This window comes from Luteimicrobium xylanilyticum, assembly GCF_009429125.1.
Lineage (GTDB): Bacteria > Actinomycetota > Actinomycetes > Actinomycetales > Cellulomonadaceae > Luteimicrobium > Luteimicrobium xylanilyticum.
The window spans coordinates 2,945,491-2,958,582 of the sequence record NZ_CP045529.1; the positions used below are offsets into that span (position 1 = coordinate 2,945,491).

Below are 13,092 nucleotides of genomic sequence, written 5' to 3' on the forward strand. Positions count from 1 at the left end.
CGACCGCGTACGGATCCGGTCGCACGGCGGCTCTGCTCCGGTCGAGCCGGCTCACGTGGGGCATCTGCCATGTCCTCATGAAACACCATGAGAGGCCCTCGCGTGGGCCTCGATGGCCGCGTCGCACGCCTCCAGGAACGTCTGGGCCGCAACGCCTGGTCGCAGGTCCCCGAGGTAGTACTCGGCGAGACGGCGGCGGGCCGGACCGTGCGGATCCGCCTCCAGCTCCCGCAGCACGAGCGTCGCCACGTCCCTGACCGACGTGGCGTCGATCCGGGGCGTCTCCTCGAGCAGCGGTGTGGAAGCCGTGACGACCTCCCGACTAGACGGAGTCGTGACGACGAGCGGACGGTCGGTCACGAGCCAGTCCATGGCGACGGCCGAGACGTCGCAGACCAGAAGATCTGCCTCGGCCATGTCGGCCATGATGTCGCCCGACACGGACACCCTGTGACCTGCAGCGGGTTCCGCCTCCTGGGCTGTCTGAATCCTGTGCCGGATCGCGGCGTCCGCGGCTCCGTAAGAGGCCAGACGAACCCCCGTCAGCGGGTGAGGACGGTAGACGACGCGCAGGCTGGGCTCCGCGAGCAGACCGGAGACGATCGACTCTCCGAGACCGTCGACGCTCCCGTATGCGGCCGAGGGTTGGGCCCCTTCCCATGTCGGCGCGTAGAGCACCGTACGGCGCGCCCCCGCCGAAGGCGGCCGACCGCCCGCCAGCAGCGTCAGCGCCTCGTCGAGCTGCGGACGACCCACGACCACGCACCGCTGCTCCGCGTCGAACAGAGGCAGGTATCGCGCCATCCGGTCGACCGCTGCCCGGCCTGCGACGAACGAGAAGTCGTACGCTTTCGCCTGGTTCGACACCGAGACCACCTTGTCGCTGTCCCCATGGAGCAGCGACACGTGCACGACTGATGCGAACCGAAGCATCGAGAAGTTTTCCGGGTTGTGGTTGACGTAGAGGACCAGGCGCACCGCGCTCCGCGAAAGCAGCCCGTCGAGAGTCGCATAGCGCGCAACGGTGACGACCTCGAAGGTCGTCTCCGCGCGGATCGCCGCCGCGGTGCGTGAGTCGGCGGTGACGACGACGATCCGACGCCGGGCGTCGAGCGCTTCGAGCGTGCCGTACCACTGGCGGAGCTGATACAGGCCGTCCTCGGTGTCGGCGAAGTAGACGATCACCTCGGCGTCCAGACGCTGCGACGCGAGCCTTGCGTCATCGCCGTGCCCGTCGGGAACTCCACCGGGCAGCAGGCCCATCCTCCGGATCAGCGCACCGCCTACGGCCCGGGCTCGCCGCTTGAGACTTGCCCCACGGGCAGCGCTCGGTGTCATGTCCGTCCTGTTCTCGCCGTCGCGACGGGCTGCACCCGGCGCGCAGCTTCACAGCACAGCACGTCGAGGCGTCGTGGTCGAGCGCCCAGTCTAGTGGCGTGGCGACGAGGCGAACCGCTCCTGCCAGGCGGCGAGCGACGATGCCACCGGAAGTGCCGATCCGTAGGATCGTCGCAGCCCGTGCCAACGCAGCATGGCCCGCCCGTGCAGCACGAATGCTCGCACGAGCGCGCGGCGCGCGCGGCGCGGGTCACGCAGGAGCGGTGCCGTGCCGTCGGCGAACACGACCGCGTCGCTTCCGAGTCCATCGACCCATCCGAACTCGCTCGGCGACGCCAGGTCGGCGACTCGCGGGCCCGGGGTGTCGGCCGGCCGGAAGAGGCCTGCAACCGCTCGTACCGCCGCTCGGGGACGCCCGAGCGGCGGGGTCCCTGTCGATCCTGCGACCCCTCCCGGCGCGGGTACAGGGGGGGACGGCATCGCATCGATGAGCGCTTGCGCGCGAGGCCGGACGAGGGTCAGATCTGCCGCCAACCAGCCGGGCCCACTCACGAACTCCCTCAGGGCTGCGTTCCACAGCTCCGCGGTCGCGTACTGCAGGCTCAGCACATGCTTGACCTGGTGGAGAAGGGAATCGACGAGTACGCCTGGACCCGCGTGATAGGCCGCCGCGGTCGCGAGCCTGTTGCGGTGCATCGGCCACGACGACCACGACGCGCTCGTCCCCTTCGACGCCCAGCTCATGGACCAGACCGCACATCCCGGCACGTTGCGTGTCTCGAAGCCTGCCTGGCCTGCTCGAAGACCGTACTCGGCATCGTCCCACTTGAGGAAGTACGGAGCGACCAGTCCGAGGCGCCCAGCCGCGCCGGCAGGGACGAGGCAGCCCCACCATCCGGCGTACTCGGCGCGGTCGTCAGGGCGCGTGAACCTCCAGGTGTCCGGGCTCCCAGCACTGACATCGGTCGTGCCGCGCTCGTCCACGCCGTCCGTCGGCCCCCAGCGGAACGTCCTGGGCTCAACGCCCTCCGCGAGCGCCTGCAGGCGCGTGGGGGCGTCCACGTCGAGCAGGTTCGTCCCGAAGAACGTGTGGGGCGCGAGCGCGGCCAGCGCTGCGAGCCTGCGGAGGGTCTCGGGCTGAGCGCGAGCGTCGTCGTCGTGCAGGAAGACCGGGTCCTCCGGCCAGCGCCGGTTCGCCTCGTGGAGGCCGCGCGCGTAGCCGCCCGAACCACCGAGGTTTGGCTGCTCGACGAGGAGGACCCGCTCCCCCGCGGCCGCGAGCGCCTCCGTCGCGCCAGGATGCGCAGCCAGCGTCCCGCCCTGGTCGATCAGCACCACGCGCGCGACTGCGTCCTCGAGCTCTGGGGCGGTCAGGCGCGCCAGTTGCGCGAGCGCCTCGCTCTCGGCGCGAAACGTAGGGACGACAACAGTCATGGACCTCGGGCGGCCGTCAAGATGTACGTCTCGTGTCGACCACTCGGCAGACGTCAGCCGGCCCTGCCCGCTTGCGGGCGCCTTCAGCGTCAGCCAGCACCAGTCCGCGTCCGCGGTCGTGACGTCCAGGACGAAGGGCCGGCCGTGGCGCAGCTCAACGGTTGCGAGCACCCGAGACGTGCCGTCTTGGGACGCGCTCACGACGAGCATGCCCACGCCGGTCACCGCCAGACGAACTTGCGAAACCCCGAGCCTCGACCACCACCCCACAGGCGCGGCGTTGGACCACGTGCCGAGATCCACAGCGCCCCGAGCCGGGACCGTGAGCGCCCCGTCCGAGCCGACAGAGCCGTCACCTCGCCAGCACAGCGGGCGAACGGAGTCGTCGATCGACAGAGCAAGCCTCTGGAGGGTCAGCGGAGAAGGCACTGGACGATTCAACCACCGGCGCCGACGTCGCCTGGCCCCGGCTCGACGCGGAGCGCCAGCGTCCCCCGCTTCGTTCGGTAGACCTCCGCGTGCCACCGGTCCGACGCCCGTGCAGCCGGGAAGCGGTCCCGGTCGACGGACGCACGGCGCACGAACTGGCGGCCGAGCATCGACGCACGAATGTACACGTCCCAGGTGCCCGGCCCCCACGCCCGCCCGAAGGCACCTGCAAAGGGATCGACGTGCCCGACGATCGTCAGCTCCGCGCCCGATGCCGCAGCTGACACGGCCATCCGCGACTCGACCGGCCACTCGACCCCGGATGCGCGTTCCCGGACGCTGAGTTCACCCGCGGCACGGTCCACGTCGAGCAGCCGCTGGTCGTAGGGGCCGTCGTCAGGCAGACCGGGGACGTGCCAGCGTTCGCCGCCGAGCGCGTCCGCGCGGCGCCCGCCCGTGAAGGCGATCCGGATGCGACATGTGACCTCGAGCCGACCGTCCGGGTCCCACGCGACGGACAGCAGCTCGTCCGTGGCGGACGCGTTCGCACGCAGCTCCTGCGCTGCCCGGTACGCCGCGCGATCACGCCTACGGAGCGCGCAGAGATGCGCCCGACGAACGAGGGGCTGGCGGTCGTCCAGCCGCGCTGGAACCACCTCGTCGACCCAGTCCGCGACCGCCGCGAACTCGTCCTCTTGAACCTCCGGGCTGTGCTTGAGCCAGTTCGCCAACGCCGGACGGGTGAACGCCTGACCCGTTGCTGCGACTTTGAGTGCATCGCTGATCGTCGTCGGACCGCCCAGCTCGTCGACGAGATTCATCGCCTCGGCGTAGTACCCCCAGTACTCGCGCGGCGTCGTCCTGCGTGCGGACGTATTGGCCCCATGCTTGACCCAGCGGTAGCAGGCCCGCGACGCCAGCACGGAGACCTGGGGCGATGCCGCGAGCACCTGACCCATGAAGTGGTAGTCCTCGAGCCGGACCGGGCCCTCGGGGAACTGGATCCCGTGCGCGACGAGGAGTTCCCGTCGGAACAGCTTGTGGACCGTGCGCGACAACGTGACGCCGTCGGTGGCGAGGTCGGCGCGAGGTACGTCGCGCTGCCACAGGGGCCAGTACGGCGTCTGAGCCCCGAGCTGGACGACCTTTCCGACCACCATGTCGGTCCTGTTCTCGTCCGCAAGGTCGCACATCCGCTCGAGCGCATCCGGGAAGACGTAGTCGTCCTGGTCCGCGAAGAAGATGTAGCGCCCGTGCGACGCGTCGATCCCGACGTTGCGCGGGCGTCCGGGCCAGCCCGAGGGAGGGATACGGACGGACATCGCGTGCGGATGGCCCGCGACGATCGAGGCGACCCGCTCGGGCGTGTCGTCAGTCGACCCGTCGTCGACGAATACCACCTCGTAGTCGTCGTCGGGGAGCGTCTGCGCCCAGAGCGAGGCACACAGATCGTCAAAGCCTTCGGCGGGATTGTGCAGCGGAACCACCACACTGACTCGAATCCCATTCTGCGCCGCTCTCTGCACGAACACCCCGTCTCTCCGAGCCTGCTTACCTCCTCGCAAGCATGCCACTCGCAGTTCTCACAACAGTCACCGTCCCCGGAGGCAGATTCGGGACGCTCAGCGGGCGAGGGTGTTCTCGGTGTTCAATGGCCCGATGCGCGGCATCATCCTCGCGGGCGGCTCCGGCACCCGCCTTCACCCCATCACCCTCGGCACGAGCAAGCAGCTCGTCCCCGTCTGGGACAAGCCGATGATCTACTACCCGCTCTCGACGCTGATCCTCGCGGGGATCCGGGACGTGCTCGTCATCACGACGCCGCACGACGCGCCGCAGTTCGAGCGGCTTCTCGGCGACGGCTCGCAGTTCGGGATCGCGATCACGTACGCGGTGCAGCAGGAGCCCAACGGCCTCGCGCAGGCGTTCGTGCTTGGCGCCGACTTCGTGGGGAACGAGCCCGTCGCGCTCGTGCTCGGCGACAACATCTTCTACGGCCCCGGGCTCGGGCGGCAGCTCCTGCGTTTCGAGGACATCGACGGGGGCGCCGTGTTCGCGTACCGGGTCCAGGACCCGACGGCGTACGGCGTGGTCGAGTTCGACGACGCCGGCAAGGCCCTGTCGATCGAGGAGAAGCCTGCGCAGCCGCGGTCGAGCTTCGCGGTGCCCGGCCTGTACTTCTACGACAACGACGTCGTCGCGATCGCCCGGGACCTCGAGCCGTCGGCGCGCGGCGAGTACGAGATCACCGACGTGAACCGTCACTACCTGTCCGCCGGACGGCTGCACGTCGAGGTGCTCCCCCGCGGCACCGCGTGGCTGGACACCGGCACGTTCGACTCGCTGCTCGAGGCCAGCGACTACGTGCGGGCCATCGAGAACCGCCAGGGCCTCAAGATCGGGTGCCCCGAGGAGGTCGCCTGGCGTCGTGGGTTCCTCACCGACGACGAGCTCCACGCGCGGGCCGAGCCGCTCGTGAAGTCCGGGTACGGCACGTACCTGCTGCGCCTGCTGGAGACCGAGTCCACGAAGTAGTACGGCCGCCGGTATACCTCGTGAGGTATACCGGCGGCCGTACTACTTCGCGAGGACCGAGGGCGCTGCCGCGTCCCAGCGTTCGCGCCAGTCGCCGATCGGCTCGACGCCGGCATGCCGCAGCGCGTCGTGCCCCAGCACGGAGTAGGCCGGGCGAGGTGCGGGCCGCACGAATGCCTCGGACGTCGTCGGGCGCACGGTCTCCGGGTCGAGGCGGGCCGACGTCACCGCCGCTCGCGCGAAGTCGAACCACGTCCCGTCCCCCGACGACGTCGCGTGGTAGATCCCGCCGGGCGCCTCGGCTGCGACGAGCCGGACGGCGAGGTCCGCGACGTCGTGCGTCCAGGTGGGCTGTCCGCGCTGGTCGTCGACGACGTCCACGCCTCCACGCTCGCGAGCCACCCGCACGATCGTCTTCGGGAAGTTCCCGCCCCCGGCCCCGTAGAGCCAGGCTGTGCGGAGCACGAGGTGGTCGGGGCTCGCGGCGAGCACGGCCCACTCCCCCGCCGCCTTGGTCCGCCCGTAGGCCGAACGGGGCGCGACGGGCGCGTCCTCGGCGTAGGGCGCGTCGGCGTCGCCGGCGAACACGTAGTCCGTCGACGGGTGGACGAGCCGGGCGCCCGCGGCCGCCGCACGCGCGAGGTTCGCGGCACCGACGGCGTTCACCGTGAAGGCGTCGGCCTCGTGCTCCTCGGCCGCGTCCACGGCGGTGTACGCGGCCCCGTTCACGACGACGTCCGCACCCGCGAGCGCGTCGCGGCAGGCGGCGGCGTCCGTCACGTCGAGCTCCGCGCGCGTCAGCGCGACGACCTCGTACCCAGCCACGCGGGCCACCGCGACCATGTCCTGCCCGAGCATGCCGGCCGCGCCGACGACGATCCATCGCATGGTCCGCAACACTACCGACCGGTGTCGTGCCCGAGTGCGCGTCTCAACGGATGGTTCCGCAGGTACGAGTGTGGTGCGAGACCGTTGTCCACTCCGACGCGTACGACGCTGCAGCGGAGCGGATCGACCTCGCGCGCGACGACGTAGCGCCCGCCGTCGACAGGACGAACGCGGTCTCGTCGTTACGCTTGAGTCCCGCTGCCGTCCAGTTCTGCGACCCGTCCAGAACGATCGTCTGCCCTCGCACGACTCGCTGACCGACCTTCTGGCTGACTCCCCGGAGCACCGCGAACTTGAGATGCATGAGTTCCACGCACTGCGGCGCCACGCCCGACGTCCTTCGGTAATCGGCCACCTTGTCCTGGGGCGTCGTGACGCCGCCGCCCTGGCTGACGAGGATCTTCACCGAACAACCGGCCTTGCGAAGGCGCCCGAGCTCGGCGCCGATACGGGCCGGGCGATTGCCCGACGCGGCGTACATGGCGACCCGGACCGTCCCTCCCTTGCTACAGCCCTCCACGCTGCGGAGCGTATCGAGAACGTTGTCGCGCTTGGTGACCGCAGGGAAGAACCGGTAGCTGACCCCACTTCCGCGCGCCGACGTGAGTACGGGGTCGTCGACGATCCCCCAGTTTCCGTAGCGGTGCACCCACCGCGCCCCGGACACCGTCTTGATCGTCGAGCAGCGCCCCTTGGCGCAGGTGATCTCGCGCTCGAACCGCCTGACGACGTCGTCGTAGAACGTCCGGTCCGCGTAGAACGCCGTAGCCGACTGCCAGAACTGCTTGAGCTGACGGTCGGACCAGTTGGCCGAGGCGACCACGAGGACGGGCGCAGTCCGGCGTGACCACGCCATCTTGCTGATCGCCACGATCTTGTCGTGCGAATGGGCCGTCGACGAGGTGGTGTTGAAGCAGCCATGCTTGCACGCCGTAACCGAGGCGAACCGGCGCACGTCCTTGATGCTCGCGGCGCTCACTCCACCGACGCCCGACTCGACGACGAACTTCACGTGCACCCCGCGCTCCGTGTGCAGATAGCGCAGCGCCGAGAGGAGCTGAACCGACTCATGGTCCTTCGACTCAAGTATGTAGAGGGAGATGCGGACGGTCGCACCGGCAGCCGTAGCGCAGAGGAGCGCCCTCAACTTGCTGCGCAGCGGTGTTGCCGAGCGCTTCGAAGCGTCGTTGAACCACACGTCGAACGGGTGGGACGCCGATGGCGCGGCCGCGGTCGTCCCGCAACCCGTGTGTCGAAGCGTACGTGTGGCGGACGTCCCCACCCTGGTTCGCTTCGTCGCCGCGACGACGGTCCGGAGCTCGTACTTTCTGCCCGACGACGGTCGGAACGAGACCTTGTAGCGGCCATCCTTCGTCGTGGTTCGCGTTGAGGCGACCTTGGTCCACCGGGTCCGACCGGACTTGACGGCTTTGCGCTGCAGCGTGACACGCGTGCCCTTCGGAGCGCCCTTAGCCCGGCCACGCACGGACACTTTCGCGTGCTTGAGGTAATGCGATGCAGACAGCGAAGCGCCGACCGCAACCTTCTTCCGCTTGTCCGGCTTCTTCGCTTCCTTCGCCGCAGCGGTCGATGTGACCGCTCGAACACCCTGGATGGTGCTGGCCGTTGCATCGCCGGCGGGACCGCCCGGCAATGCTGTGCCTCCCAGGAGGAGACTGGCAGCGATCCCTACCACGGCCGTGACTCGGATGATCGTGCGACGTGGACGACGTGCGACAGGCATGTGCTTCCCCCAACAGGATCCGGTGCTGCGCGCCTCCCGGACGTGCGGGTGTTGCGGTGCCGCGCGGACTGTATGTCATAGCCGTCGACCCAGGCAACCGCGTCTCACCGTGAGACGTCTCAGTTGCCCGGTACCCTCGTCGGGTGCAGATCCGCGAGCTCTCCGTCCCCGGTGCCTTCGAGGTCACCCCCCGGCAGTTCGGCGATCCCCGGGGCGTGTTCCTCGAATGGTTCAAGGACGCTCCCTTCACGGACGCCGTCGGGCACCGCTTCGACCTCCAGCAGGCCAACCTCTCGGTGTCGGCCGCGGGCGTGGTGCGTGGCATCCACTTCGCCGAAGTCCCGCCCAGCCAGGCCAAGTACGTGACGTGCGCCAAGGGCGCCGTGCTCGACGTCGTCGTCGACATCCGGATCGGGTCGCCCACGTTCGGCCGGTGGGACTCCGTGCTGCTCGACGACGTCGACCGGCGCGCGATCTACCTGTCCGAGGGCCTGGGGCACGCCTTCATGTCGCTCGAGGACGACTCGACCGTCCTCTACCTGTGCTCGGCGCCGTACGCGCCGGGCCGTGAGCACGGCATCCACCCGCTGGACCCTGAGGTCGGTGTCGATTGGCCGACCGCCGCACGCGACGGCAGCCCGCTGACGCCTTTGCTCTCGGACAAGGACGAGGCGGCACCGACGCTCGCCGAAGCGCGCGAGCAGGGGCTGCTCCCCCGGCTCGAGGAAATCCAGGCGTTCCTGTCCGGACGGTGATCAGCCGGGATCCGTGGACCTCGCTCCGGCGCCCAGTGTGAGCGCGCGGACGTGGTCCGCGGGGAAGGTCACGGACCCGACCGTGAAGGCCTTGGTCCCGACGAGCGCGAAGCCCTGCTTTTCGTAGAACCGGTTGGCCCGCCCGTTCTCGCGGCTGACCCCGAGCCAGACCTGCTCGGCGCCGGCGTCGCGGGCCCGGCCGAGGACCGTCGCCATCAGGTCGCTTGCCGTGCCGCGGCCGTGCTCGCCGGCGGCGAGGAAGAACTTGCCGACCTCGGCGGCACGGCCTGGGCCGAGCAGGGCCCGGACGTCCGCAGGTGGTTCGGCATCATGGAGCAGCGCGTAGCCGACGAGCACGCCGGAGCGCTCCACCAGGAGGACGTCGGTCGACGGTGACCCGATGTGAGTCGCGAACCGCTCCGGACCGAGCTGCGCGGCGACGAACGCCGCGACGTCCTCTGCCCCGAGTCCGGGTGGGCACGCGAGCGGGAAGGTCTCGGCGGCGAGCTTGGCGAGCGGGGCCGCGTCCTGGGCGCGGGCGACACGAACGGTGGCCATCCAGCTCACCAGCCCCGGGTCGGGGTCGGCCCCGGCAGCCGCTCCAGCACGCGGGCACTGAGGCTCTCGATCAGCCCCGCGTCGCCTTGTTGCAGCGCCTCGGCGAAGTACTCGCGCACCGCCCGCAGGTGGTCGCCCGTCGCGGCCCGGATCGTGGCGAAGCCATGGTCGGTCGCGAGCACCTCCACCCCGGAGCCCTCGTCCGAAGGCGCGCGTCTCACGAGCTCACGTGCCTCCATCCGGCTCACGTGGTGCGAGAGCCGGGAGTAGGACCACTGCAGATGAAGCATCAGGTCCTTCATCAGCATCCGGCGTCCGGGGGACGGTGCGACCGAGGAGAGCACGTCGTAGTCCTGCATCGACAGCGGGCTGGTCGCCGCCAACCGGCGTGCGAGCTGGGCGTCGACCTGCCGCGTCATGAGTCGCAGCGCCGCCCAGGCGCGCAGGTCGGTCTGGGCGAGGCGGCCGTCGTCTGGTGTCATGACCCCCACGCTAGGTCGCTTGACATATCAAGTCAATGATCGGACGATCGGGTCGGAGGTACGGACATGACCACGATCGGCATCATCATCGGAAGCACCCGGCCCGGCCGTGTCGGGGCCGACGTCGCAGCCTGGGTGGCGGAGCGCGCACGCCGGACGGACGTCGAGGTCGACCTCGTCGACCTCGCCACGCTCGGCCTCCCCTTCCTCGACGAGCCCGAACCGGCGGCGTCGGGGATCTACCGGCACGAGCACACCCGCGCGTGGGCGCGGCGAGTGCGCTCCTTCGACGCCGTGGTCCTGGTCACCGCGGAGTACAACGGTGCGTTCCCCGCGCCCCTGAAGAACGCGCTCGACTTCCTCGGACCCGAGTGGGCGAACCTCCCGGCGACCGTCGTCGCGTACGGGAACTCGTCGTCCGGGTCCCGCGCCGCGACCGCGCTCCTGCCCGTGCTCGTCGGACTGGGCATGCTCCCGGCCGGGCCCGTCCTCCTCGGGCTGCGCGACCGCCTCACCGAGCACGGCCTCGCGTTCCTGCCGCACGACGACGCCGCCGTCGCCTCCGCGCTCGACCGTCTGCTGGGTCTCGCCCATGCCCTGGAGCCGCTCCGGATCACGCGCGCAGAGCCGCAGGCACCCGTCGAGGCCGTGGCCTGATCGCGACGCGCGCCGAGATCAGGCCTGGCCCGACGCGCGGTACTTCGCCTCGGTCTCGGCCTTGCGCGGCCGCCACCACGCCTCGTTCGCGCGGTACCAGTCGACCGTCGCCTCGAGGCCCTCGCGGAAGTCGGTGTACCGCGGCTTCCAGCCGAGCTCGGTGCGCAGCCGCGTCGAGTCGATGGCGTAGCGCAGGTCGTGACCGGCGCGGTCGGTGACGTGGTCGAAGTCGCCGGCGTCTCGCCCGAAGACCTCGAGCAGCGTCCGGACGACGTCGAGGTTGGACTCCTCGCCGTCGGCCCCGATCAGATAGGTCTCGCCGATCTTCCCGTCCTCGACGATCCGCCAGACGGCCGCGTTGTGGTCGTCGACGTGGATCCAGTCCCGCACGTTGAGGCCGGCGCCGTAGAGCTTGGGCCGGACGCCGTCGATGAGGTTGGTGATCTGGCGCGGGATGAACTTCTCGACGTGCTGGTAGGGCCCGTAGTTGTTGGAGCAGTTCGAGATCGTCGCCCGCACGCCGAACGACCGCACCCAGGCCCGCACCAGCAGGTCGGAGCCGGCCTTGGTCGACGAGTACGGCGACGACGGGTTGTACGGCGTCTCCTCGGTGAACTTCACGTCGGTCGACGGGTCGGCCGGGTCGCGGAGCGGCAGGTCGCCGTAGACCTCGTCGGTCGAGATGTGGTGGTAGCGGACGCCGTGGCGGCGCACCGCCTCGAGCAGCGTGAACGTCCCCACGAGGTTCGTCCGCACGAACGGCGACGGGTCGGCGAGCGAGTTGTCGTTGTGCGACTCGGCCGCGAAGTGCACGACGACGTCCGCGTCGGCCACGAGCCCGTCCACGAGCGCCGCGTCGGCGACGTCGCCTTGGACGAACGCGACGTCGTCGGCGACCGGAGCCAGGGACCCGAGGTCGCCCGCGTAGGTGAGCGCGTCGAGGACCGTGACCTCGGCGTCGGGGCGGGTGCGCACCGTGTGGTGGACGAAGTTCGCGCCGATGAACCCGGCGCCGCCCGTGACCAGAACCTTCATGTCCCTCTGCTTCCCGTCAGACCCGGACCCGCGGCGCGAGCTTGTTGTCCACCATCGACAGCGCCGACCCGATGGCCATGTGCATGTCGAGGTACTGGTAGGTGCCGAGCCGGCCGCCGAAGTGCACGCCGCGCTCGTCGTGCTCGCGCTCGGTGAGCCCACGGTACGCGAGGAGCCGCGCCCGGTCGGCCGGCGTGTTCACCGGGTAGTAGGGCTCGTCGCCGCGCTCGGCGAACCGCGAGAACTCGCGCATGATCACGGTCCGGTCGGTCGGGTAGTCCCGCTCGGGGTGGAAGTGCCGGAACTCGTGGATACGCGTGTACGGGACCGCGAGGTCCGCGTAGTTCATGACGGGCGTGCCCTGGAAGTCGCCGACCTCGAGGACCTCCTCCTCGAAGTCGAGGGTCCGCCAGCCGAGCTCGCCCTCCGCATAGTCGAAGTACCGGTCGACCGGCCCCGTGTACACGACGGGCACGTTCCCGACGACGGCGTCCTTGTTCACGGGCTGCGAGGTGTCGAAGAAGTCCGTGTCGAGCCGCACCTCGATGCGCGGGTGGTCGGCGAGCCGCTCGAGCCACGCGGTGTACCCGTCGACGGGCAGGCCCTCATGGGTGTCGCTGAAGTACCGGTTGTCGTACGTGTAGCGCACCGGCAGGCGCGAGATGACGCTCGCGGGCAGCTCGGTCGGGTCCGTCTGCCACTGCTTGGCCGTGTAGTCGCGGATGAACGCCTCGTACAGGGGCCGCCCGATCAGCGAGACGCCCTTCTCGTCGAGGTTCGCCGGCTCGCGCCCCGCGAGGACGGCGTCGAGCTCGGCCGCCTGCTCGCGCACGAGCGCGCGGGCGGCGTCGGGACCGTACGCCGACCGGAAGAACTGGTTGATCGTCCCCAGGTTGATCGGCATGGGGAAGACCTCGCCGCGGTACGTCGTGTACACGCGGTGCACGTAGCTCGTGAACGCCGTGAACCGGGTCGCGTACTCCCAGACCCGTTCGTTCGAGGTGTGGAACAGGTGCGCGCCGTAGCGGTGCACCTCGATGCCCGTCGTGGGCTCGTCCTCGGAGTAGGCGTTCCCGCCGATGTGGGAGCGGCGCTCGACGACGAGCACGCGTGCCCCGTGCTCGTTCGCCATGCGCTCCGCGACGGTCAGGCCGAAGAAGCCCGATCCGACGACAACGAGGTCGATCTCCATCTATCGTTCCTTTGCTTGGGACGTGTATTGAACGGGCCATTCAAG

12 protein-coding genes are annotated in these 13,092 nt (G+C 70.1%); 3 read left to right on the top strand and 9 right to left on the bottom strand.

All coding sequences use genetic code 11. The annotated features are described in order from the left end of the window. Nucleotides 1-75: 75 nt before the first annotated feature. The 3 genes from KDY119_RS13025 to KDY119_RS13035 all read right to left on the bottom strand — a co-directional run bounded on the left by KDY119_RS13025 (nucleotide 76) and on the right by KDY119_RS13035 (nucleotide 4,688). Nucleotides 76-1,263 (bottom strand): CDP-glycerol glycerophosphotransferase family protein, encoded by a 1,188-nt coding sequence (locus KDY119_RS13025; RefSeq protein ID WP_051136200.1) that lies wholly within the window; start codon nucleotides 1,261-1,263, stop codon nucleotides 76-78. A 165-nt stretch (nucleotides 1,264-1,428) separates the two neighbouring features. Further along, entirely contained in the window at nucleotides 1,429-2,982 is a 1,554-nt protein-coding gene (locus KDY119_RS13030) for a glycosyltransferase (protein WP_227994671.1), read from the bottom strand. 227 nt (nucleotides 2,983-3,209) lie between these two features. Further along, the gene (locus KDY119_RS13035; RefSeq protein WP_153022409.1) at nucleotides 3,210-4,688 is read right to left on the bottom strand and encodes a glycosyltransferase family 2 protein; all 1,479 of its coding nucleotides are present in this window, start codon (nucleotides 4,686-4,688) and stop codon (nucleotides 3,210-3,212) included. 172 nt (nucleotides 4,689-4,860) lie between these two features. On the opposite strand from KDY119_RS13035, the gene rfbA reads away from it, so the two are divergent. After that, nucleotides 4,861-5,736: a glucose-1-phosphate thymidylyltransferase RfbA gene (rfbA, locus tag KDY119_RS13040; protein WP_036948202.1), complete on the top strand. Its 876-nt coding sequence runs from the start codon at nucleotides 4,861-4,863 to the stop codon at nucleotides 5,734-5,736. 42 nt (nucleotides 5,737-5,778) lie between these two features. On the opposite strand, the gene rfbD is transcribed toward rfbA, so the two are convergent. Continuing rightward, a complete protein-coding gene (gene rfbD, locus KDY119_RS13045; RefSeq protein WP_036946727.1) occupies nucleotides 5,779-6,624 on the bottom strand; it encodes a dTDP-4-dehydrorhamnose reductase in 846 nt (281 codons plus the stop codon). Between the two features lie 43 nt (nucleotides 6,625-6,667). Next, a complete protein-coding gene (locus KDY119_RS13050; protein WP_083890591.1) occupies nucleotides 6,668-8,368 on the bottom strand; it encodes a phospholipase D-like domain-containing protein in 1,701 nt (566 codons plus the stop codon). Nucleotides 8,369-8,511: 143 nt separating this feature from the next. Between KDY119_RS13050 and rfbC the strand changes: the two genes are divergently transcribed. Beyond that, a complete protein-coding gene (gene rfbC / locus KDY119_RS13055; RefSeq protein WP_036946734.1) occupies nucleotides 8,512-9,123 on the top strand; it encodes a dTDP-4-dehydrorhamnose 3,5-epimerase in 612 nt (203 codons plus the stop codon). Here the strand turns inward: rfbC and KDY119_RS13060 are convergent, their stop codons facing one another. Together KDY119_RS13060 and KDY119_RS13065 are read right to left on the bottom strand one after the other, a co-directional pair. Then, the gene (locus KDY119_RS13060; RefSeq protein ID WP_153022410.1) at nucleotides 9,124-9,681 is read right to left on the bottom strand and encodes a GNAT family N-acetyltransferase; all 558 of its coding nucleotides are present in this window, start codon (nucleotides 9,679-9,681) and stop codon (nucleotides 9,124-9,126) included. It abuts the gene before it with no gap. 5 nt (nucleotides 9,682-9,686) lie between these two features. Beyond that, nucleotides 9,687-10,163 (bottom strand): MarR family winged helix-turn-helix transcriptional regulator, encoded by a 477-nt coding sequence (locus KDY119_RS13065; RefSeq protein ID WP_036948206.1) that lies wholly within the window; start codon nucleotides 10,161-10,163, stop codon nucleotides 9,687-9,689. 66 nt (nucleotides 10,164-10,229) lie between these two features. Here KDY119_RS13065 and KDY119_RS13070 point away from each other — a divergent pair, with 66 nt between their 5' ends. Next, entirely contained in the window at nucleotides 10,230-10,820 is a 591-nt protein-coding gene (locus tag KDY119_RS13070; protein ID WP_036946737.1) for an NADPH-dependent FMN reductase, read from the top strand. Nucleotides 10,821-10,838: 18 nt separating this feature from the next. Here the strand turns inward: KDY119_RS13070 and rfbB are convergent, their stop codons facing one another. Together rfbB and glf are read right to left on the bottom strand one after the other, a co-directional pair. Beyond that, nucleotides 10,839-11,855, bottom strand: a complete 1,017-nt coding sequence (gene rfbB / locus KDY119_RS13075) for a dTDP-glucose 4,6-dehydratase (RefSeq protein WP_036946740.1) — start codon at nucleotides 11,853-11,855, stop codon at nucleotides 10,839-10,841. A 16-nt stretch (nucleotides 11,856-11,871) separates the two neighbouring features. Then, nucleotides 11,872-13,047 (bottom strand): UDP-galactopyranose mutase, encoded by a 1,176-nt coding sequence (glf, locus tag KDY119_RS13080; RefSeq protein ID WP_036946742.1) that lies wholly within the window; start codon nucleotides 13,045-13,047, stop codon nucleotides 11,872-11,874. Nucleotides 13,048-13,092: the final 45 nt, after the last annotated feature.

What these genes read in the sequence shown, in the direction of transcription:
- KDY119_RS13025 (WP_051136200.1), bottom strand. Translation starts at nt 1,263, where the DNA reads ATGGGCCTGCTGCCCGGTGGAGTTCCCGACGGGCACGGCGATGACGCA.
- KDY119_RS13030 (WP_227994671.1), bottom strand. Translation starts at nt 2,982, where the DNA reads ATGCTCGTCGTGAGCGCGTCCCAAGACGGCACGTCTCGGGTGCTCGCA.
- rfbA (WP_036948202.1), top strand. Translation starts at nt 4,861, where the DNA reads ATGCGCGGCATCATCCTCGCGGGCGGCTCCGGCACCCGCCTTCACCCC.
- rfbD (WP_036946727.1), bottom strand. Translation starts at nt 6,624, where the DNA reads ATGCGATGGATCGTCGTCGGCGCGGCCGGCATGCTCGGGCAGGACATG.
- KDY119_RS13050 (WP_083890591.1), bottom strand. Translation starts at nt 8,368, where the DNA reads ATGCCTGTCGCACGTCGTCCACGTCGCACGATCATCCGAGTCACGGCC.
- KDY119_RS13060 (WP_153022410.1), bottom strand. Translation starts at nt 9,681, where the DNA reads ATGGCCACCGTTCGTGTCGCCCGCGCCCAGGACGCGGCCCCGCTCGCC.
- KDY119_RS13065 (WP_036948206.1), bottom strand. Translation starts at nt 10,163, where the DNA reads ATGACACCAGACGACGGCCGCCTCGCCCAGACCGACCTGCGCGCCTGG.
- KDY119_RS13070 (WP_036946737.1), top strand. Translation starts at nt 10,230, where the DNA reads ATGACCACGATCGGCATCATCATCGGAAGCACCCGGCCCGGCCGTGTC.
- rfbB (WP_036946740.1), bottom strand. Translation starts at nt 11,855, where the DNA reads ATGAAGGTTCTGGTCACGGGCGGCGCCGGGTTCATCGGCGCGAACTTC.
- glf (WP_036946742.1), bottom strand. Translation starts at nt 13,047, where the DNA reads ATGGAGATCGACCTCGTTGTCGTCGGATCGGGCTTCTTCGGCCTGACC.